This is a genomic window from Streptococcus pseudopneumoniae, from assembly GCF_001072375.1.
GTDB lineage: Bacteria > Bacillota > Bacilli > Lactobacillales > Streptococcaceae > Streptococcus > Streptococcus pseudopneumoniae_L.
This window is the reverse complement of record NZ_JVKV01000002.1, coordinates 26,612-41,872: the sequence shown is the minus strand read 5'-3', so window position 1 is coordinate 41,872 and position 15,261 is coordinate 26,612. Positions and strand designations below refer to the sequence as shown.

General features: G+C 39.9%; 17 protein-coding genes and 1 pseudogene. 5 read left to right on the top strand and 13 right to left on the bottom strand.

Annotated features, from left to right (window positions below; translation table 11 throughout):
• Nucleotides 1–208: 208 nt before the first annotated feature.
• The 8 genes and pseudogenes from rpsD to ADH31_RS00165 all read right to left on the bottom strand — a co-directional run bounded on the left by rpsD (nt 209) and on the right by ADH31_RS00165 (nt 7,185).
• Nucleotides 209–820, bottom strand: coding sequence for a 30S ribosomal protein S4 (gene rpsD / locus ADH31_RS00195; RefSeq protein WP_049508141.1), 612 nt, complete (start codon nt 818–820; stop codon nt 209–211).
• A 193-nt stretch (nt 821–1,013) separates the two neighbouring features.
• Complete coding sequence (locus tag ADH31_RS00190) at nt 1,014–2,066, bottom strand: sensor histidine kinase (RefSeq protein WP_049508139.1); 1,053 nt, start codon at nt 2,064–2,066, stop codon at nt 1,014–1,016.
• Entirely contained in the window at nt 2,063–2,761 is a 699-nt protein-coding gene (locus tag ADH31_RS00185) for a response regulator transcription factor (protein ID WP_049508137.1), read from the bottom strand. Before ADH31_RS00185 ends, ADH31_RS00190 begins: the two co-directional genes overlap by 4 nt.
• Nucleotides 2,762–2,884: 123 nt before the next feature.
• Nucleotides 2,885–2,971, bottom strand: a complete 87-nt coding sequence (locus ADH31_RS10355; protein WP_414716731.1) for a hypothetical protein — start codon at nt 2,969–2,971, stop codon at nt 2,885–2,887.
• A gap of 301 nt (nt 2,972–3,272) precedes the next feature.
• Nucleotides 3,273–4,172, bottom strand: a pseudogene (locus ADH31_RS00180) (SSURE domain-containing protein); the annotation flags it as partial.
• Between the two features lie 157 nt (nt 4,173–4,329).
• On the bottom strand, nt 4,330–4,995 hold the full coding sequence (locus tag ADH31_RS00175; RefSeq protein ID WP_049508135.1) for a potassium channel family protein: 666 nt from the start codon (nt 4,993–4,995) through the stop codon (nt 4,330–4,332).
• A 13-nt stretch (nt 4,996–5,008) separates the two neighbouring features.
• A complete protein-coding gene (locus ADH31_RS00170; RefSeq protein WP_049508132.1) occupies nt 5,009–6,388 on the bottom strand; it encodes a TrkH family potassium uptake protein in 1,380 nt (459 codons plus the stop codon).
• A 32-nt stretch (nt 6,389–6,420) separates the two neighbouring features.
• Nucleotides 6,421–7,185 (bottom strand): nucleoside phosphorylase, encoded by a 765-nt coding sequence (locus ADH31_RS00165; protein ID WP_049508131.1) that lies wholly within the window; start codon nt 7,183–7,185, stop codon nt 6,421–6,423.
• Nucleotides 7,186–7,377: 192 nt separating this feature from the next.
• Between ADH31_RS00165 and ADH31_RS00160 the strand changes: the two genes are divergently transcribed.
• The 3 genes from ADH31_RS00160 to ADH31_RS00150 all read left to right on the top strand — a co-directional run bounded on the left by ADH31_RS00160 (nt 7,378) and on the right by ADH31_RS00150 (nt 8,779).
• Nucleotides 7,378–7,830: a DUF3290 family protein gene (locus ADH31_RS00160; protein ID WP_049508129.1), complete on the top strand. Its 453-nt coding sequence runs from the start codon at nt 7,378–7,380 to the stop codon at nt 7,828–7,830.
• Entirely contained in the window at nt 7,827–8,459 is a 633-nt protein-coding gene (locus ADH31_RS00155) for a DUF421 domain-containing protein (RefSeq protein ID WP_049508127.1), read from the top strand. Before ADH31_RS00160 ends, ADH31_RS00155 begins: the two co-directional genes overlap by 4 nt.
• 116 nt (nt 8,460–8,575) lie before the next feature.
• Nucleotides 8,576–8,779, top strand: a complete 204-nt coding sequence (locus ADH31_RS00150; RefSeq protein ID WP_006153995.1) for a CsbD family protein — start codon at nt 8,576–8,578, stop codon at nt 8,777–8,779.
• A 162-nt stretch (nt 8,780–8,941) separates the two neighbouring features.
• Here ADH31_RS00150 and ADH31_RS00145 read toward each other — a convergent pair whose 3' ends face one another.
• From ADH31_RS00145 to ADH31_RS00130, 4 genes are all read right to left on the bottom strand, one after another.
• Nucleotides 8,942–9,565: a TetR/AcrR family transcriptional regulator gene (locus tag ADH31_RS00145; RefSeq protein ID WP_049508119.1), complete on the bottom strand. Its 624-nt coding sequence runs from the start codon at nt 9,563–9,565 to the stop codon at nt 8,942–8,944.
• A 39-nt stretch (nt 9,566–9,604) separates the two neighbouring features.
• The gene (locus tag ADH31_RS00140; RefSeq protein ID WP_049508116.1) at nt 9,605–10,687 is read right to left on the bottom strand and encodes an ABC transporter permease; all 1,083 of its coding nucleotides are present in this window, start codon (nt 10,685–10,687) and stop codon (nt 9,605–9,607) included.
• Between the two features lies 1 nt (nt 10,688).
• Nucleotides 10,689–11,405, bottom strand: a complete 717-nt coding sequence (locus ADH31_RS00135) for an ABC transporter ATP-binding protein (protein ID WP_021144116.1) — start codon at nt 11,403–11,405, stop codon at nt 10,689–10,691.
• A gap of 135 nt (nt 11,406–11,540) precedes the next feature.
• Entirely contained in the window at nt 11,541–12,773 is a 1,233-nt protein-coding gene (locus tag ADH31_RS00130; RefSeq protein WP_049508113.1) for a carbohydrate-binding domain-containing protein, read from the bottom strand.
• A gap of 206 nt (nt 12,774–12,979) precedes the next feature.
• Between ADH31_RS00130 and ADH31_RS00125 the strand changes: the two genes are divergently transcribed.
• Nucleotides 12,980–13,756 carry a polyphosphate polymerase domain-containing protein gene (locus ADH31_RS00125; RefSeq protein WP_049508110.1) on the top strand — a complete coding sequence of 259 codons (777 nt, stop codon included), beginning with the start codon at nt 12,980–12,982 and terminating at the stop codon, nt 13,754–13,756.
• Nucleotides 13,749–14,432, top strand: coding sequence for a DUF4956 domain-containing protein (locus ADH31_RS00120; protein WP_049508108.1), 684 nt, complete (start codon nt 13,749–13,751; stop codon nt 14,430–14,432). Before ADH31_RS00125 ends, ADH31_RS00120 begins: the two co-directional genes overlap by 8 nt.
• A gap of 137 nt (nt 14,433–14,569) precedes the next feature.
• Here ADH31_RS00120 and ADH31_RS00115 read toward each other — a convergent pair whose 3' ends face one another.
• On the bottom strand, nt 14,570–15,133 hold the full coding sequence (locus ADH31_RS00115; RefSeq protein ID WP_049508105.1) for a sugar O-acetyltransferase: 564 nt from the start codon (nt 15,131–15,133) through the stop codon (nt 14,570–14,572).
• Nucleotides 15,134–15,261: the final 128 nt, after the last annotated feature.

Here is a 15,261-nt window from a genome sequence, read left to right as displayed (position 1 = left end):
CATTTGCTTTCCCCCTTTCTCTGCTTGTAGTATAGCAGAGAAAGGGGGAAAGAGGGGCTTTAATTTCTGTCTTGTATTTTTTCAAGTCTGTAATGTTATTGATTATGAGTTTGTAATTCACATAAAGCTTGCTAGTTTTTCATGGTCTAATTTTCAGACAAAGCAAAAAGCCCACTGTTGTAGGCTTTTTGTAAAACAAATCTTAAAATTAAAGCATTTTGTTGTAGAATTCAACGACAAGGGCTTCGTTGATTTCTGGGTTGATCTCGTCACGTTCTGGCAAACGAGTCAATGAACCTTCCAATTTTTCAGCATCGAATGATACGAATGCTGGACGTCCAAGAGTTGCTTCTACTGCTTCAAGGATAGCTGGAACTTTCAATGATTTTTCACGAACTGAGATCACTTGACCTGGATTTACACGGTATGATGGGATATCAACGCGTTTTCCGTCAACAAGGATGTGACCGTGGTTTACGAATTGACGAGCTTGACGACGAGTAGTCGCAAGACCAAGACGGTAAACAACGTTATCCAAACGACGTTCCAAAAGAAGCATGAAGTTGAAACCTAGGATTCCGCCTTTGATTTTTGTAGCTTGTACGAACAAGTTACGGAATTGTTTTTCACCTACACCGTAAGTGAAACGAAGTTTTTGTTTTTCAGCCAATTGCAAACCGTATTCTGACAATTTAGAACGGTTGTTTGGTCCGTGTTGTCCTGGTACGTAGTTACGACGTGCCAATTCTTTACCTGTACCTGTAAGTGAAAGGCCAAGGCGACGAGCTTGTTTCCAAGATGGTCCTGTATAACGTGACATGTAAATGTCCTCCTGATATAAATAATATTCGGTGGAAATAGTCACTTAGAAAGCCCTGATTCGTGCAGATGCCCTTCGCCTAAACAGCCAAGGTTACTTATTATAAGACACCTGTTGACGAGCTTCATGCTTTCCTGCTGATATTTCACACAAAATCCATTTTACCATGAATGGCTGGATTTGTAAAGGGGGGTTAAGCTTTATTTTTACTACCAGAAAGGTTGAGAAGGAGGGTAAAGGTGCTTCCTAGACCGTACTGGCTGGTAACTGTGATTTCTCCACCTAATTGATGGGCCAATTCACGCGCAATCGCAAGGCCTAAGCCATGACCACCTGTTTTCATGTTACGCGAAGTTTCGACACGATAAAGGCGCTTGAAAATATTCTCCAAGTCCTCTGGGGCAATCCCCTGTCCCTCATCCGTCACACTGATTGACAGCTTGTTATCCTCAAGCTTAGCTACCACCTCCAGCTTGGTCCCTGGAGCAGAGTATTTAAAAGCGTTATTGACCAGATTAACCAAGATACGAGAAAGTTTGGCATAATCTCCTTCAATTCGAGCAGACTCAGGAATTACCTGTAAGTGGACATCTCGCTCCTCCTGCTCAATCAAAAATTGAAACTCACTCATGCACTCAATCAAAAGTTGATCCAGAAAAATGCTGTCTTTTCCAGTCGTCTTCTCCTGATTTCTAGCTGTATTTAGAGTCAAAAAATTCAACTCTTCAACCAGTTTATTGAGCCTTTCTGTCTGGCGTCCAATGGTTGCTAAATAATGGGCTTGTTCTCCTTCTTTGATAACTCCATCCAAAATTCCTTCTACCGTCGCTTGGATAGAGGTGATGGGAGTCTTGATATCATGCGAAAGCTGGGCAATCATCAAGCCCTTTTCTCGTTCGCTTTCTTCCAAAGAATCAAAGGTCGCCTGTAAATCATGTGACATTTCATTAAAAGCCTGGCCTAATTGCTGAAATTCTACAGGCCCTTGAACCTCCAGATTTGAAGGAAAATCCTTGTCTGCTACTCGCTTAGCATGTTCCTTGAGTTTGTCCAATGAAGTAAAGACAGGTGATAGGAGAAATAGACTAATCCCAGCACCGACAAAACTTGCCATGAGAGTCATACCCACTAGGAAATAAATCTCTCTTTCGTCAATTAACATTCGCTGGACTGCCCAAAAAACTACGATAATTGTTAGGAGTGTTGAAATGATATAACCTACTAGAATATAACTTTTTAATTTCATTGACTACCTCGTGCTTTCTCAATTTTGTAGCCCAAACCCCAAACTGTTTTTATGGTGGGCGTTTCTGCACTAGCATATTTAGCCAACTCCTGTCGAAGAGCATGAATATGAACATTTAAGGTATTGGTATCATCCACATAGTCTTCTTGCCAGACCTTTTCATAAAGATCTGTCTTAGAGAAAACTCGCTTTGGATTGCTGGCTAAAATCCATAAAAGCTCGAAGGATTTGACTGTCAAATCAAGTGCTACATCTCCTACTTGAGCCTCATGACTACCGTGATTCATTCGTAAATCCCCGAGGCTGACAACCTCTATCTCACCCCCACGATGAAGGCGACGCAAGATATTGTGGACACGTAAAACAAGCTCACGAGGACTAAATGGTTTGGCAATAAAGTCATCTGCCCCCAGGCTTAGGCCGTAAATCTTGTCCTGCTCGCTTGTCTTAGCCGTTATAAAGAGAAAAGGCTGATCTGGAGATTGATACTGAACCTCACTAATCAAATCATAACCATCCATCCGAGGCATCATGATATCTGTAATAATCAAATCAATCGGTTTTCGCTTGAAGATTTCCAAGGCCTCTACTCCATCATGAGCCACCAAAACCTGATACCCTGCCTGAACCAGATAGCGTTGATGAATATCTGTGATTTCTACCTCGTCGTCAACGAGTAAAATGGTCTTTCCCATCTGTCTCTCCTTTGAAAAAAACAGTGCTATACTACAATAGTATAACACTATTTTAATCTCTTTACGAACATTCTAAACCATATCTGGATTTTTCATATCCTAGATAGAAAGTCTGTAGCTAGACTAGTCATTTTCCTCTTTTTTAGCTTTCAAACCGAGTCCACCTAACAGTCCAGCCAAGGCGAGTCCAAAGAATCCAAGAGTAGCCATTGATGTTTGGGCTCCACCAGTATATGGAAGCATGTCTTGTAGATGTCATCTTGCCTTCATCAGGCATTTTGCTTGAGGTTGCTGCAACTTGGTCTTGCTTCATACTTGGAGCTGCCATAGGCTGGCTAGCATTCATTGTTTTGTCCTGCTCTTTGTTAGGCATCATCTTATCCTGACTAGCAACTGGCATTTGAGCTTTCATATTAGAAGCACCTTGATGACTATTCATCATTGGAGTCGGCATAGCTGAACCATTAGAAGATGGAACGAAACCTGACTGCATCGGAATAAGAGACTGATGTCCATTCAAGTTCACTGTCAAATCCTTAGTCGCTACGAGGTTGCTCAAATCTGCTTTGCCATCTTTCGCACCGTACACTTTAATAGTAGCTTTATAGCTTTGAGTGCCGTTTTGTTTTAACAAGTCAAGCAGCTCTTTATCTGATTTACCTTGAGTGCCGGCCAAATCCACTTCATAGAAGTAAAGGCCTTTCCCCAATTTCTCTACTGGTGGGAGAGCGGAATTTTTAGCTGAACCGTTGTCTGACCATGGGGCCTTATCGGATGCTTTTAAGATGAGGCGAGTCAACATGCCGTCGCCAGCGAAGAATTCGTATGGAATAACTTGATTAACACCAGCTGTGAATGGGCCTGGGAAGTTGGCCTTGTCCAAGTAAGTAGCTGGGACATCAACTGTGTCTTTGGTATTATCAACCACGCCTTTTTGTACTTGAGCTGGAGTGGTTGCTGGTTGAGCTTCACTTGCCTCACGGTCTTGTCCAGAGACTACAGGAGCAGAATTTGTTGCAGGTTTAACCGTATCTTCTGTTTGTTTCTTAGATTCTGGTTTTGCTTGCACTTCTTCTTTTGGTGCTACTACTTGGTCTTTAGCAGCCACATCCGCTTTTTCTGGAGAGCTTATAGTATCCAAGCTTGCTTTAGGTGCTGAGTCTGCCTGTTCTAAAGGAAGAACTGTATCAACTGCTTCTTTGAGTATCTCTACTGGTAAGTCGCTCTTTGCACTCACTGAATCTGCATCTGGCACGACTTGAGCAGGGGTCGGATTGACCACATCGGCACGTACAGAACTTGGTTGACTGACCAGAACAAAGAAGCCACTGGCAACAACAACTGAGGCGACACCGACACTGAGACGACGAATAGACCAACGAGTATATCTTTGATTTGGATTGAATTTCATAGGATTCTCCTTAGAGTTTTTCTTTATTTGATGACTCTAGTATAATCTCCTAAAATTAAAAAGGATTAAGAAAAAGTTAAAATTTTTCTTAAATCCCTCTTATAAAATACTTATATTGACTCAATAGTCGTTGAAAAAAAGAATAGTCACTCCTCTTCTACTCACTGAGGCTTGCTAGGGTATCCAAATATTGGTTATTGATCACTGCCATGATATAGGAGTCAGCTTTCAATAGATCATTCGGCCCAAATTGAACATCCAAAGGAGCATTTTCGTAGTCACGAAAACCGAGGATATTGAGATTGTACCGTCCTCTAAGATTTAATTGGCTAAGGCTCTTTCCTACCCATGATACAGGAACTTTCATTTCGACAATTGAAACATTCTTGTCTAACTGAAAGACATCTACACTATTATGGAAGAGAATCGTCTGTGCCAAAGAGCGTCCCATTTCATACTCTGGTGAAATGACTGAATCAGCGCCGATTTTTTCAAGGACTTTTTTTGCTGTATGGCTTTTAACCTTAGCAATAACAGTTGGTACTCCCAGACTCTTGCAATGCATGACTGCTAGAACACTAGACTCTAGATTTTCACCAGTTGCGACGACTACTGTATCACAAGTATCAATCCCGGCTGATAGCAAGAGGTCCTCATCTGTGATGTCACCAACAACGCCACGCGCCAAGACTGGTTCAAATTGATTGATTCGTTCCTCATGGTCATCAATGGCTATGATATTTACATCATGCTTAGCGAGAGCAGCCAGAACACTACTCCCAAAAATACCCAAACCTAAAATTCCGATTGTCCGATCTGACATAGTTTATCCTTTCTTATCCTATGGTAATATCTGCTTTCATATAGTGGATCATATCTTTCTTATCTGGTTGATACTCAGCCAAACTAACTAATAGCGTCAGTGGTCCAATTCGTCCGATAAACATCAGTAGCATGATAATGCTAAGAGCTAATCTACCTAACTCTGGTGTCAAATTTGCAGTTACTCCGACCGTGGCAAGCGCTGAAATTGTCTCGAACATGATGTAGATAAAGCGCGGATTCCCTTCTGCGGTTACCCCTAACAAGATCAAGCCCAGCAAGAAAGTTAGCAAGAAGATGATAAAAACACTGAAAGATTTTTGGACTGTCCGAGGCAAAATTGTTCTCCGAGCTACATTGGCATGGGGTAATCCTAAAAGTTCACTGCGTGCGAACACCAACAAAACAAAGAAGGTCGTGATTTTAAGTCCTCCTGCGGTTCCTCCAGGTGCTCCACCCAGAAACATCTGCAAAATATAAATAAGCAAAGTAACAGGCCGAGCCTGGGTGTAATCAATAGAAGCAAAACCTGCTGTTCTCATGCTGACAGTTTGGAAGAAACTAACCAGCAATTTATCCGGGAAGCTGAGATTGCCAATCGTTCCCGAATTATTCCACTCTATCAAGAGGGTTGAAACTGTTCCAGCAAATAAAATCCCCGCTGTTAAGAAGAGGACTAGCTTAGTATGGAAACGAAGCCGGCGTTTTTTCTTCTTTCCCAATTGAGTGGCTAGATCAAACCAGACCATAAAACCTAGACCACCTGTAATAATCAAGCCAGCAATCACTAGATTAACCAAAGGATCTGTCTGAAAGGCTAGCAAACTCGTACTTCCAAAATTATCAAATCCAGCATTACAGAAAGCTGAAATCGCCAAGAAGATAGACGTTAAAATACCTCGCCCCCAGCCAAACTCGGGGATAAAACGAAAACTCAGCAGAAAGGCTCCTAAACCTTCTACTAAAAAAGTCGTCAAAAAGATGGAACGTAGAAAATCCTTCAAAGACTGAGTTTCTTCAAAACTAAAACTTTCCAGAATCGTTTCACGACCTCGAAGACTGAGTTTTTGCTTGCCCTGGATATAGAAAATTCCGATAAAGGTCATGAGACCCAAACCACCAATCTGAATCAAGAACATACAGATCAGCTGCCCCCAGACATTGTAGGTCGAAGCGACAGGTAAGGTAAAAAGTCCTGTCACACAGACCATAGATACGGCTGTAAATAAATGATCAAAGTAACCGGCATGAGATGTTGGAGATTGTACAAATGGCAGACTCAAAAGGAAAGACCCAAAGAGGATAACCAAAGCAAAACTTAAAAAGATTCTCCGAGCGGGTGATAAACGCCCTAGAATGGTATTTATTTTTTCAACAATTGATTTTAATAACATAGCTACATTGTACCACAAAAATCTGAGAATACTCACATATGACTAACGATCTCAAGGCAGATACCTAGCGCCTTATCAAAAGCTTCTGCACCCCAATCGCGTTGGTCATAGTTATCAAGATCTGCCAAAGAATCTGCCGTAAACAACAACTCACCCCAAACTGCTCCGCGAAGCTGAGCTACTGCCGCAAGAGCTGCACACTCCATCTCCACAACTACGCAGCCTTCTTCCTTGCGATAGGCAACTTTTTCAGCTGTTTCTCGGTAAAATCCGTCTGTCGACCAAGTCATGACTTCTTCGTAAGGGACACCTAGTTGTTCCAAGACTTGCTCGATAGCAGAAATCGCTTCTACATGTACATCCATATAACGAGAAGGTGACGCATAATGGTAGCTGGCTCCTTCATCGCGTAGGGCTCGAACTGGAACTAGAAAGGCATTTTCTTCTATATTACTCAGCACCCCGCAGGTTCCCGTGGAAATGATTTTCTCCACACCGTAACCAATCAACCAGTCCATAAACTGGGCCGCAGGGGCAGAACCAACAGGAGCCTGAGCCAGACATACTTCCTCACCCTTGTAACTCATGACATAGACAGGATAGGTTTTAGTGGCAGAAACAAACTCCCCTACGCACTCTGCTTCTACTTCCTGAGCATAGCGGTCAATCTCTTCTTCCAAAAATGCATAGATGCACTTCTTTGGCAACTGTAAATCTAATCCTTCGTGATTTGGCATGATGACTGCCTGAGGATTATCATCAAACTCTAAAATAGGAATGGCATGTTTTTGAATCATAGAGTACCTCCTCTAAATTTGTACTATTATAACAAAAGCAAAACGAAAGTCAAGACGGAAGCCTAAGTCAAATCAGAAAAAACCTACCTTAAGTAGGAAACAACAATTAAATGCTTTTTTCGTCATAATAAACTTGCTATAGCTTAGGAATTATTTTATAATAGATTGAATTTAAAAAAGTGAGGGAGTTTTATGAAATTCTATTCCTATGACTATGTGCTCAGTCAGATTAGTCAACAGAATTGGGTCATGATTATCGTATCAGCTTTACTGCTTATCGTGACTGGATTTTTTGCATTTAAAGCTTTCAAAGATAAAAAAGGGAGCAAGTTCCGTGAATTATCGCTCATTTCTATTTTGACCTTAATCGCATTCGTTTTGATAAGCATTACGAATCTTCAAAACAGTCAATCCAATGATAATCAATTCCGCTCTTCCCTAAACTTTATCGAAGTCGTTTCAAAAGAATTAGGTGTAGATAAAAAAGAGGTCTATGTCAATACCTCAGCAGTAACTGATGGAGCTATTATTAAGGTTGGCGAACATTTTTATCGTGCCATTAGCGGGACTGACCAAGATAGCTATTTATTAGAAAAAATGGAACTCTATAAATCAGATGTTGAACTCGTGGAGGTTGAAAAATGATAAGCTTTTTTGCTACAATTGCAATTAAATTGGCCTTGGGGCTTCTTTCTCTTGTTTTTGTTATTAACGTAACAGGTAAAGGAAATCTAGCACCAAGTTCTGCAGTGGACCAAATCCAGAACTTTGTTCTCGGGGGTATTATCGGTGGGGTTATCTACAATAGTTCTATTACCATCATCCAATACATTGTTATCCTCATCATCTGGACTATTCTCATCCTGCTCCTTAAATGGTTGAATACCAATATTTCCTTTTTCAAACACTTAATTGACGGGAAACCAACTATTATCATTAAAAATGGTAAGTTAGATCCTGAAGCCTGTCGCTCAAAAGGTCTTGCGGCTGCAGATGTAGCTCTTAAATTGCGCTCTCAAGGAATCTTTCAATTAAAGGATGTCAAGAGAGCTGTGATTGAGCAAAACGGACAACTAATTGTCGTAAGAATGGGTGACGAAAATCCTAAGTACCCAGTCATCACAGACGGTGTTGTCCAAGTTGAAATCCTAGAAACCATTGGCAAATCCGAGGAGTGGCTAACTGAGAAATTGAAAGAAGAAGGTTTCGAAGAAGTCTCAAATATCTTTATCGCTGAATATGATAAAGGTCAATTGAATGTTGTAACCTATTAAAAAATAAACTGATGCTTTTCGTATCAGTTTTTTGCTTTTTAGCATAAAAGGGTATATACTTAAACCAATATCTGATGTAATTTAGATAATACAAAAAATTAACGGAGGTATCCCCCATGTCAATCGAAGAAAAATTCAACCAAGCTAAAGGTTCTGTTAAAGAAGGCTTTGGTAAACTAACTGGCGATACAAAAACTCAAACAGAAGGAGCTGCAGAAAAGGTAGCTTCAAAAGCTAAAGAAGTTGCTGAAGATGCAAAAGAAGCTGTCGAAGGTGCAGTATCTGGCGTAAAAAACATCTTTAAAAAAGACGGAGAATAATTCTTTCTCGTCCTAATAACATAAGAAACTCTTATTCCAAGCTGTTAATATGCTAGGGATAAGAGTTTTTTCTTTAAATTATTATGTTTTTTAATATTAGAAAATACTTCTTATGATGTGTTGCTCAACCTAAAGCAAAAAGAACTAATTCCTATACTCCTCCTATTTCCACAAACCACCTAAGATTTGTTTTTCCAATAAGCCTAAGTCCTCTTCTCTCATTTCGCCATTGACGCCAACGACATATAGTTGAGAGAAGTAAGCTAACAATGGACCTATACAGATGCGAACCATTTGAGGAATCGTTATCTCTGGATTTACACGTGGATCTGCTAGCAATTCCTTATGAAGCACTCGAAGTTTATCTTGAATAGCATTCCAGATAAAAATCTGTTCATTTTTTAGTTTTTTATTTGAAAAACTCTCTTGTAGAATGATTTTCATCAAGGCACGATTTTTTTTGAGATAGCTCATACGATTATGGACGAGATAACGAACCCTCTCTTCTGTCGTTTCAAAAGCTAAGAGTTCCTCAAAAAAACTACCGAGAATGCCTGGGACTACAGGATGTAAAATAGCCGTCAGTAAATCATCCTTCGTCTTAAAATACTTAAACAAAGTTGCCTGGCTTAGTCCAGCACGCTCAGCTATGTGAAGAGTTGAGGTCCCATGGTAACTCCTGGTTGATATGAGATCCACTGCTGCCTGCATGATTTTTTTCTTTCCTTGAGGGTAATTCGCTTCTTCTAAGTAATCTTCAAACGATTCAAAAACAGTCTTATCCATCCAATCTTCACACCTTTTTAGCATTATTTATGTTGATTTCTAAACTTTACGATAACGACGCAATCCAACAATATTGAGAATTGTTAAAATGATCAAGAAAATCATTAAAACACCAAGATTTGACAAAATATCACCAAGATTGTGTCCGTAAAGAATAATCTGGCTTATTGCATCACCAGAATAGGTTAATGGCAAAAATTTCCCCACAGTTGGAGCCCATTCTCCCATGGATGACAATGGAATAATTCCTGAGAAAAAAAGTTGGGGCATAATCACGAGAGGAATAAATTGCATCATTTGGAATTCTGATTTTGCTAGAGTAGACAAGAGAATTCCAAAAGCTAGTGCTACAAGAGCCAGTACCACATTAACTATTATAACATTTAAAATATTTCCTACAACTTCTACATCTAGTAGCCAAATTGCTGCTAAAACGACAACTGCCGTTTGAAAAATCGCAATAATACCGTAAGACAACATATAGCCATAGACGATTTCAGAACGTTTCACTGGGGTTGCTAACAAGCGATCCAAGGTTCCACTTGTTCGCTCTTTCAACAGTGCCATACCAGAAATCAAAAAGACAAAGAAGAAGACCACAAAGCCAATTAAAATTGGAATCATACGTGCAAAGAATCCAGTATTTTTATCTCCATATTGGTAAGATTCTTTGATTTCAGGCGCCTTTTCATCTAATTTCAATTGTGGAAGAGCTTGTTTGACACGAGATAATAACTGATCGGTGCCTTCATTGACGATACTTGTTCGTAACACTTGTCGTGTCATAGTTGTTTTAGAAGTATCCGTATTTGCGTAGTCGACCTGATACTCACCATCTTTATACGATATGACTGCATCTACTTTCTCGTCAGCTAGAGCTTTTTTAGCCTGATCTAAGTCTTGATAAGTCTCGACGTCCACATGATCGAGCTCATCCATTTTTGTTACCAAACCAGTTGGTAGATCTTGTGTCGCTAACTTGACATTCACGGTTGTACTAGCTGAAAACATGAGGTTCATCAGCCACATAATAAATACCGGCGCTACAAACATCATAGCCAAGGTTCGTTTGTCACGAAGCAATTCTTTGATAACTTTTTTAGCAATAGCAATGGTTCTCATCTTACTCTCCTTCTGCTTTCAAAAAGACTTCTTCAATACTTGAAACTTGATAACTATCTTTTAAGTGTTGCGGTGTATCAAAAGCAATGATTTTTCCACCTAATAATAAGCCGACCTTATCCGTTAACTCTGCTTCATCCATAACATGGGTAGTAACTAATATCCCTACCCCATTGTCTCTAAGCGCGAATAATTCTTTCCAGATTTTCTTTCGAAGAGAAGGGTCGATTCCAACTGTCGGTTCGTCCAAAATCAAGAGCTGAGGATTCCCCAGAAGCGCGACGGCTAAAGACAAGCGTCGCTTCATTCCTCCAGAATAACCGGATACCGTTTTATTCAAATGCTCTGTCAGATCCACAACTTGAGCCACATGGGCAATTTCAGCTGTCAGATCTCTTTTGGATAGCCCTTTTAGCTGACCAAAAAATTCTAGATTTTCTTGACCTGACAAGGCCTCATAAAGAGCATCAGACTGAGCCATATAGCCAATATCACCTAAAATATGACGATTTGGCATAGTATGGTCCAAGACTAAAGCGATACCGCTATCCGCCTTTTCCATTCCTAGCATGGTTTTAATCATAGTTGATTTACCAGCACCTGATGGACCGATTAGACCAATGATTTCTCCAGGCTGTAAATCAAAACCAACGTGATCTAAGACCATTTGACGACCAAAAGATTTTTCTAAATCTTTTAAATGTAACAATTTTTTCATTTGAATCCTCCTAGGTGAGTATTTACTCACTTTTGAAATATAAAACTATTATAGTGAGTATCCACTCACTTGTCAAGTTGAAAGTTGATAGTTGAAAAAAATCTCCCTTCTCTTTCGAGAAAGGAGATTTTTATTTTATGGTCGTCCACCAGGGCCTCCATTTCCTTGAGGGCCACCGCCAGGTGCCCCTCCGCCTCCAGGCATAGAACTGACAATCTCAGTTTGTTTTTCACCATTGAGATAGATATCTCCGCCTGTGTAGGTCGCTGTTCCATCAAAGTCAAAACCAGTTTGACCAGTCATTTTGATGGTTCCTCCATTAACTGTAATATTACCATTTGAGTCAATTGGATCCGTGTCCCCTTGACCAACTTCAACCGTCAAGTTCCCACCATTCATAGTGAAGAAAATTTCACTTTGTTGAGCATTTTTGTTGGCTGCATTGACACCATCATCCGTTGAATAGATGGCGATATCTCCACCGTTGATAGTGATTGACTTACCTTCAAGCCCTTCTGTAGAATTCTTAACGGTATAGGTACCACTATCAATAACCAAATCACCTGATGCGTGGATACCATCATCTCCAGCAGTAACAGTGATGGTATTGTCAGAGAGATACATGGTTCCTACAGATGTGTCCTCATCATTGTCGACCTTAACTCCGTCTTCCTTGGCATCGATAGTCATAGTTGTGCCGGTAATGTTGAGTTCATCATTAACATTAAAGGCATCCCCGACTGCTGTGATGTTGTAGCTTCCACCTGTGATGTGAAGTGTATCATTTGCCTTGATACCATTGTTTTTCTTACCATCTACATTGAGAGTTCCTTTACCGTTGATGGTCAAGTCCACTTTAGAGAAGAGCGCTGCATCCGCTTTTTCGTCACTATTTGAAGCTGAATCTGACAGGCTATTTGTGGTGCCGTCTGCTAGTGTCAGGTAGACGTGTCCAGCTGATGTTGCTGAAATAGCTGCATTGGTATTGGTCATGGTTACACCGTTTAGGATGATATGTACGTCATCTGAACTTCCAGCTTCAATCTTGATTTGAACTCCGTCGGATTGACCAGAAATTACATAAGTTCCTGACTTAGAGATTGTAACGGTAGAACCTGATACGGCTACTCCATCACCTGATACCGTCGCCGTTGATTCTGACAGAGTTACAGTTGCTGCTGTTTTTTCATCATAAGAAGTATCATAGTCCTTATCTGTAAAGTAACTAGATGTTTTCTTATTAGTAGTTACTGTTGTTGTTGCAGTACTATTGCTAGCTGTTGTATTTGAAGTTGACTGGGCACATGCTGTCACCAGTGCTAGAGTTGTTATACTTGTTAATAGGAATGTCCATTTTTTTGCTTTCATGCTCATTTCCTCGTCTTTCATTTTACATGCTCTTAGTCTACGGGTCTTTCCTAAAAGAAGCCTAAACTTTTTCTGAAAGTTTTCTTAAGTTTAGTTTCAATTAAGTTAAATTTAACAAAAGTTTTAGAAATCCCCTCTAGAATTGTAGACAAGCAAGTTCACCTTGTTTAAAAATAGTATAACTGAAAGCAAGAGGAGAAAGACTTATGAAACCATTAGAAACAACTTTTAAGCGGATTGAAACCAAATATATTATCTCCAAAGAAATTTTAGATAAACTCATCCAAGATTTAAAGGAATATTCGGTAGAAGACGACTATCCAATTTCAACGATATCAAATATCTACTTTGATACAGAAGACTTTGATATTCTCCAAGATGAGCATCTTGGCGACAAACGAAAAGAAAAGGTTCGGATGCGGACCTATCTCAGCCAACCCAAAGCAGATAGTCAAGTATTTTTAGAAATCAAAACCAAGGACCAAGAAGGAGTTGGTCGTAAATTTAGACTACTCTCAACTCCTATTTCTATCCTTAATTTTATGACCAAAGGGCACTTGGATGCTAGTATTACTGATACAGTCGTCATTGAAAAAGTGAAAAAGCTTCACCAAGATTACAAGCAGGCTATCAAGCCTCGTATGTACATCTACTACGATCGTTATTCATTAAAAGAAAAAAAATACATCAAGGGCTACGACTATCATAAAATTCGTATCACCATTGACCAAAATCTAATCTATAGAGATGAAAATGTCAGTCTCTTCGCAGGAAATCAAGGGGCTCCTCTATTAGATGACAATACTGTGATTATGGAGATTAAAGCTCCTGGAAACAAACCTCAGTGGTTACAAGATATTCTAGAAAAGTATGGTTTGATGGAGCACAAATTTTCAAAATACAGTTGTGCTTACCACAAATCTCAAGGGCTTCCTTATGCGCCACGTCCTAGTATAGAAAGCGCAGGTACCGCTTATGCTTAATCTATTTAATTCCATTTTCAACAACGCCACTGCAAGTGCAGATCCCTTCCAACTACTGCTGGCACTTCTAGTCAGTCTAGTTCTCGGTTTGGCACTTACTTGGACCTACAAATATCGGACCCTCTACACCAGAGAATTTGCTATCAGCTTGACTCTGCTTCCCTGCCTTATGACCTTGGTTATTTTTCTGGTCAATGGGAGCTTGGGTACGTCAATTGCTGTAGCCGGAACCTTTAGTTTGATTCGTTTCCGTTCTGCAACCAGTGGTTCAAGAGAACTGATTGCTATTTTCCTCGCCATGATTATCGGTCTAGCTTGTGGAACAGGCTATCTCTTCTTGGCTATTCTCTTCACCCTCTTTATCTTGGGTGTTTGGTTCCTTTTGGAAAATCAACAGGTCAAAACTGACAATCAACGCCGTAGACTTTTAACAATCACGGTAGCTAATCAAGAGAAGATTCAAGATGCTATCCAATCTGCTCTTGACCAATTCTGCTTAGAAATTGACATGATTACGATCAATAGCACAAATGCAGGGGACAACCTTAGCATTGTCTATGAAGTCGAGCTAAAAACAGAGGTCGATGATTTCCAAGTGACTAGCTATCTTACACAAAATATTGATCAATGCGATGTGGCATTGACTAAAAAAGCTAAAAAGAGAAAAAATCTCTAAAGACGAAAAACGAGGCTGGGATAAAAATTCCGATCTCGTTTTTTGCTAGCAATAAGTTTTTGATACTGAGACTGGTTAGACTTTTCGATTTCAAAGAGCTCTTTTGAAAAAGACTTCACTTTCTCTTTCTACAACTTTTAATTTCCTTTAACTGGAATCTCTTTGATAACTCGTGCTGGATTTCCTGCTAGAACTACGTTGTCACCAAAGGATTTTGTAATGACCGCTCCTGCTCCTGCAACAACATTATCCCCTAAAGTAACACCCGGAAGGACGATAACTCCTCCCCCTGCCCAAAAGTTCTTACCAATAGTGATTGGTTTGCCAAATTCTAGCCCTGAATTTCGTTCATCGGGATCCAGCGGATGAAGAGGTGTTAAAAACTGACAATTAGGACCAATCATGGCATTATCACCAATAGTAATCGGACATACGTCCAACATGGTCAAATTCCAATTGGAATAAAAATTTTCTCCTAAATGGATATTAACTCCATAATCCACCACCAATCGAGGATTGACATAAAGGTTTTCTCCGGTAGAACCAAACCATCCTTTGATGATTTCCATGCCTTTTACCGGGTCGACTTCTTCATTAAAAGCTGCTTGCTTTTGTCGTGCTGTTTGTGCTAGAGAACGAAGGTCTGGGTCGAATGGGTGATAGGGTTCTCCCGCGATCATTTTTTGATATTCTGTTTTCATGTTATTTCTTTCTTGCTTGTTTTAGATGATTGTAGCATAGTATTGTATCTCGAGCAAGTTAAAATAATTCGCTCTTTATGAATTGAAAATGTGAGTAGAACGCAAACCTAACATTAAATACAAAAAGC

Excerpts from the sequence above, each read along its gene's own strand:
- rpsD (WP_049508141.1), bottom strand. The coding sequence starts at position 820 with ATGTCACGTTATACAGGACCATCTTGGAAACAAGCTCGTCGCCTTGGC.
- ADH31_RS00190 (WP_049508139.1), bottom strand. The coding sequence starts at position 2,066 with ATGAAATTAAAAAGTTATATTCTAGTAGGTTATATCATTTCAACACTC.
- ADH31_RS00185 (WP_049508137.1), bottom strand. The coding sequence starts at position 2,761 with ATGGGAAAGACCATTTTACTCGTTGACGACGAGGTAGAAATCACAGAT.
- ADH31_RS10355 (WP_414716731.1), bottom strand. The coding sequence starts at position 2,971 with ATGGCTACTCTTGGATTCTTTGGACTCGCCTTGGCTGGACTGTTAGGT.
- ADH31_RS00175 (WP_049508135.1), bottom strand. The coding sequence starts at position 4,995 with ATGTCAGATCGGACAATCGGAATTTTAGGTTTGGGTATTTTTGGGAGT.
- ADH31_RS00170 (WP_049508132.1), bottom strand. The coding sequence starts at position 6,388 with ATGTTATTAAAATCAATTGTTGAAAAAATAAATACCATTCTAGGGCGT.
- ADH31_RS00165 (WP_049508131.1), bottom strand. The coding sequence starts at position 7,185 with ATGATTCAAAAACATGCCATTCCTATTTTAGAGTTTGATGATAATCCT.
- ADH31_RS00160 (WP_049508129.1), top strand. The coding sequence starts at position 7,378 with ATGAAATTCTATTCCTATGACTATGTGCTCAGTCAGATTAGTCAACAG.
- ADH31_RS00155 (WP_049508127.1), top strand. The coding sequence starts at position 7,827 with ATGATAAGCTTTTTTGCTACAATTGCAATTAAATTGGCCTTGGGGCTT.
- ADH31_RS00150 (WP_006153995.1), top strand. The coding sequence starts at position 8,576 with ATGTCAATCGAAGAAAAATTCAACCAAGCTAAAGGTTCTGTTAAAGAA.
- ADH31_RS00145 (WP_049508119.1), bottom strand. The coding sequence starts at position 9,565 with ATGGATAAGACTGTTTTTGAATCGTTTGAAGATTACTTAGAAGAAGCG.
- ADH31_RS00140 (WP_049508116.1), bottom strand. The coding sequence starts at position 10,687 with ATGAGAACCATTGCTATTGCTAAAAAAGTTATCAAAGAATTGCTTCGT.
- ADH31_RS00135 (WP_021144116.1), bottom strand. The coding sequence starts at position 11,405 with ATGAAAAAATTGTTACATTTAAAAGATTTAGAAAAATCTTTTGGTCGT.
- ADH31_RS00130 (WP_049508113.1), bottom strand. The coding sequence starts at position 12,773 with ATGAAAGCAAAAAAATGGACATTCCTATTAACAAGTATAACAACTCTA.
- ADH31_RS00125 (WP_049508110.1), top strand. The coding sequence starts at position 12,980 with ATGAAACCATTAGAAACAACTTTTAAGCGGATTGAAACCAAATATATT.
- ADH31_RS00120 (WP_049508108.1), top strand. The coding sequence starts at position 13,749 with ATGCTTAATCTATTTAATTCCATTTTCAACAACGCCACTGCAAGTGCA.
- ADH31_RS00115 (WP_049508105.1), bottom strand. The coding sequence starts at position 15,133 with ATGAAAACAGAATATCAAAAAATGATCGCGGGAGAACCCTATCACCCA.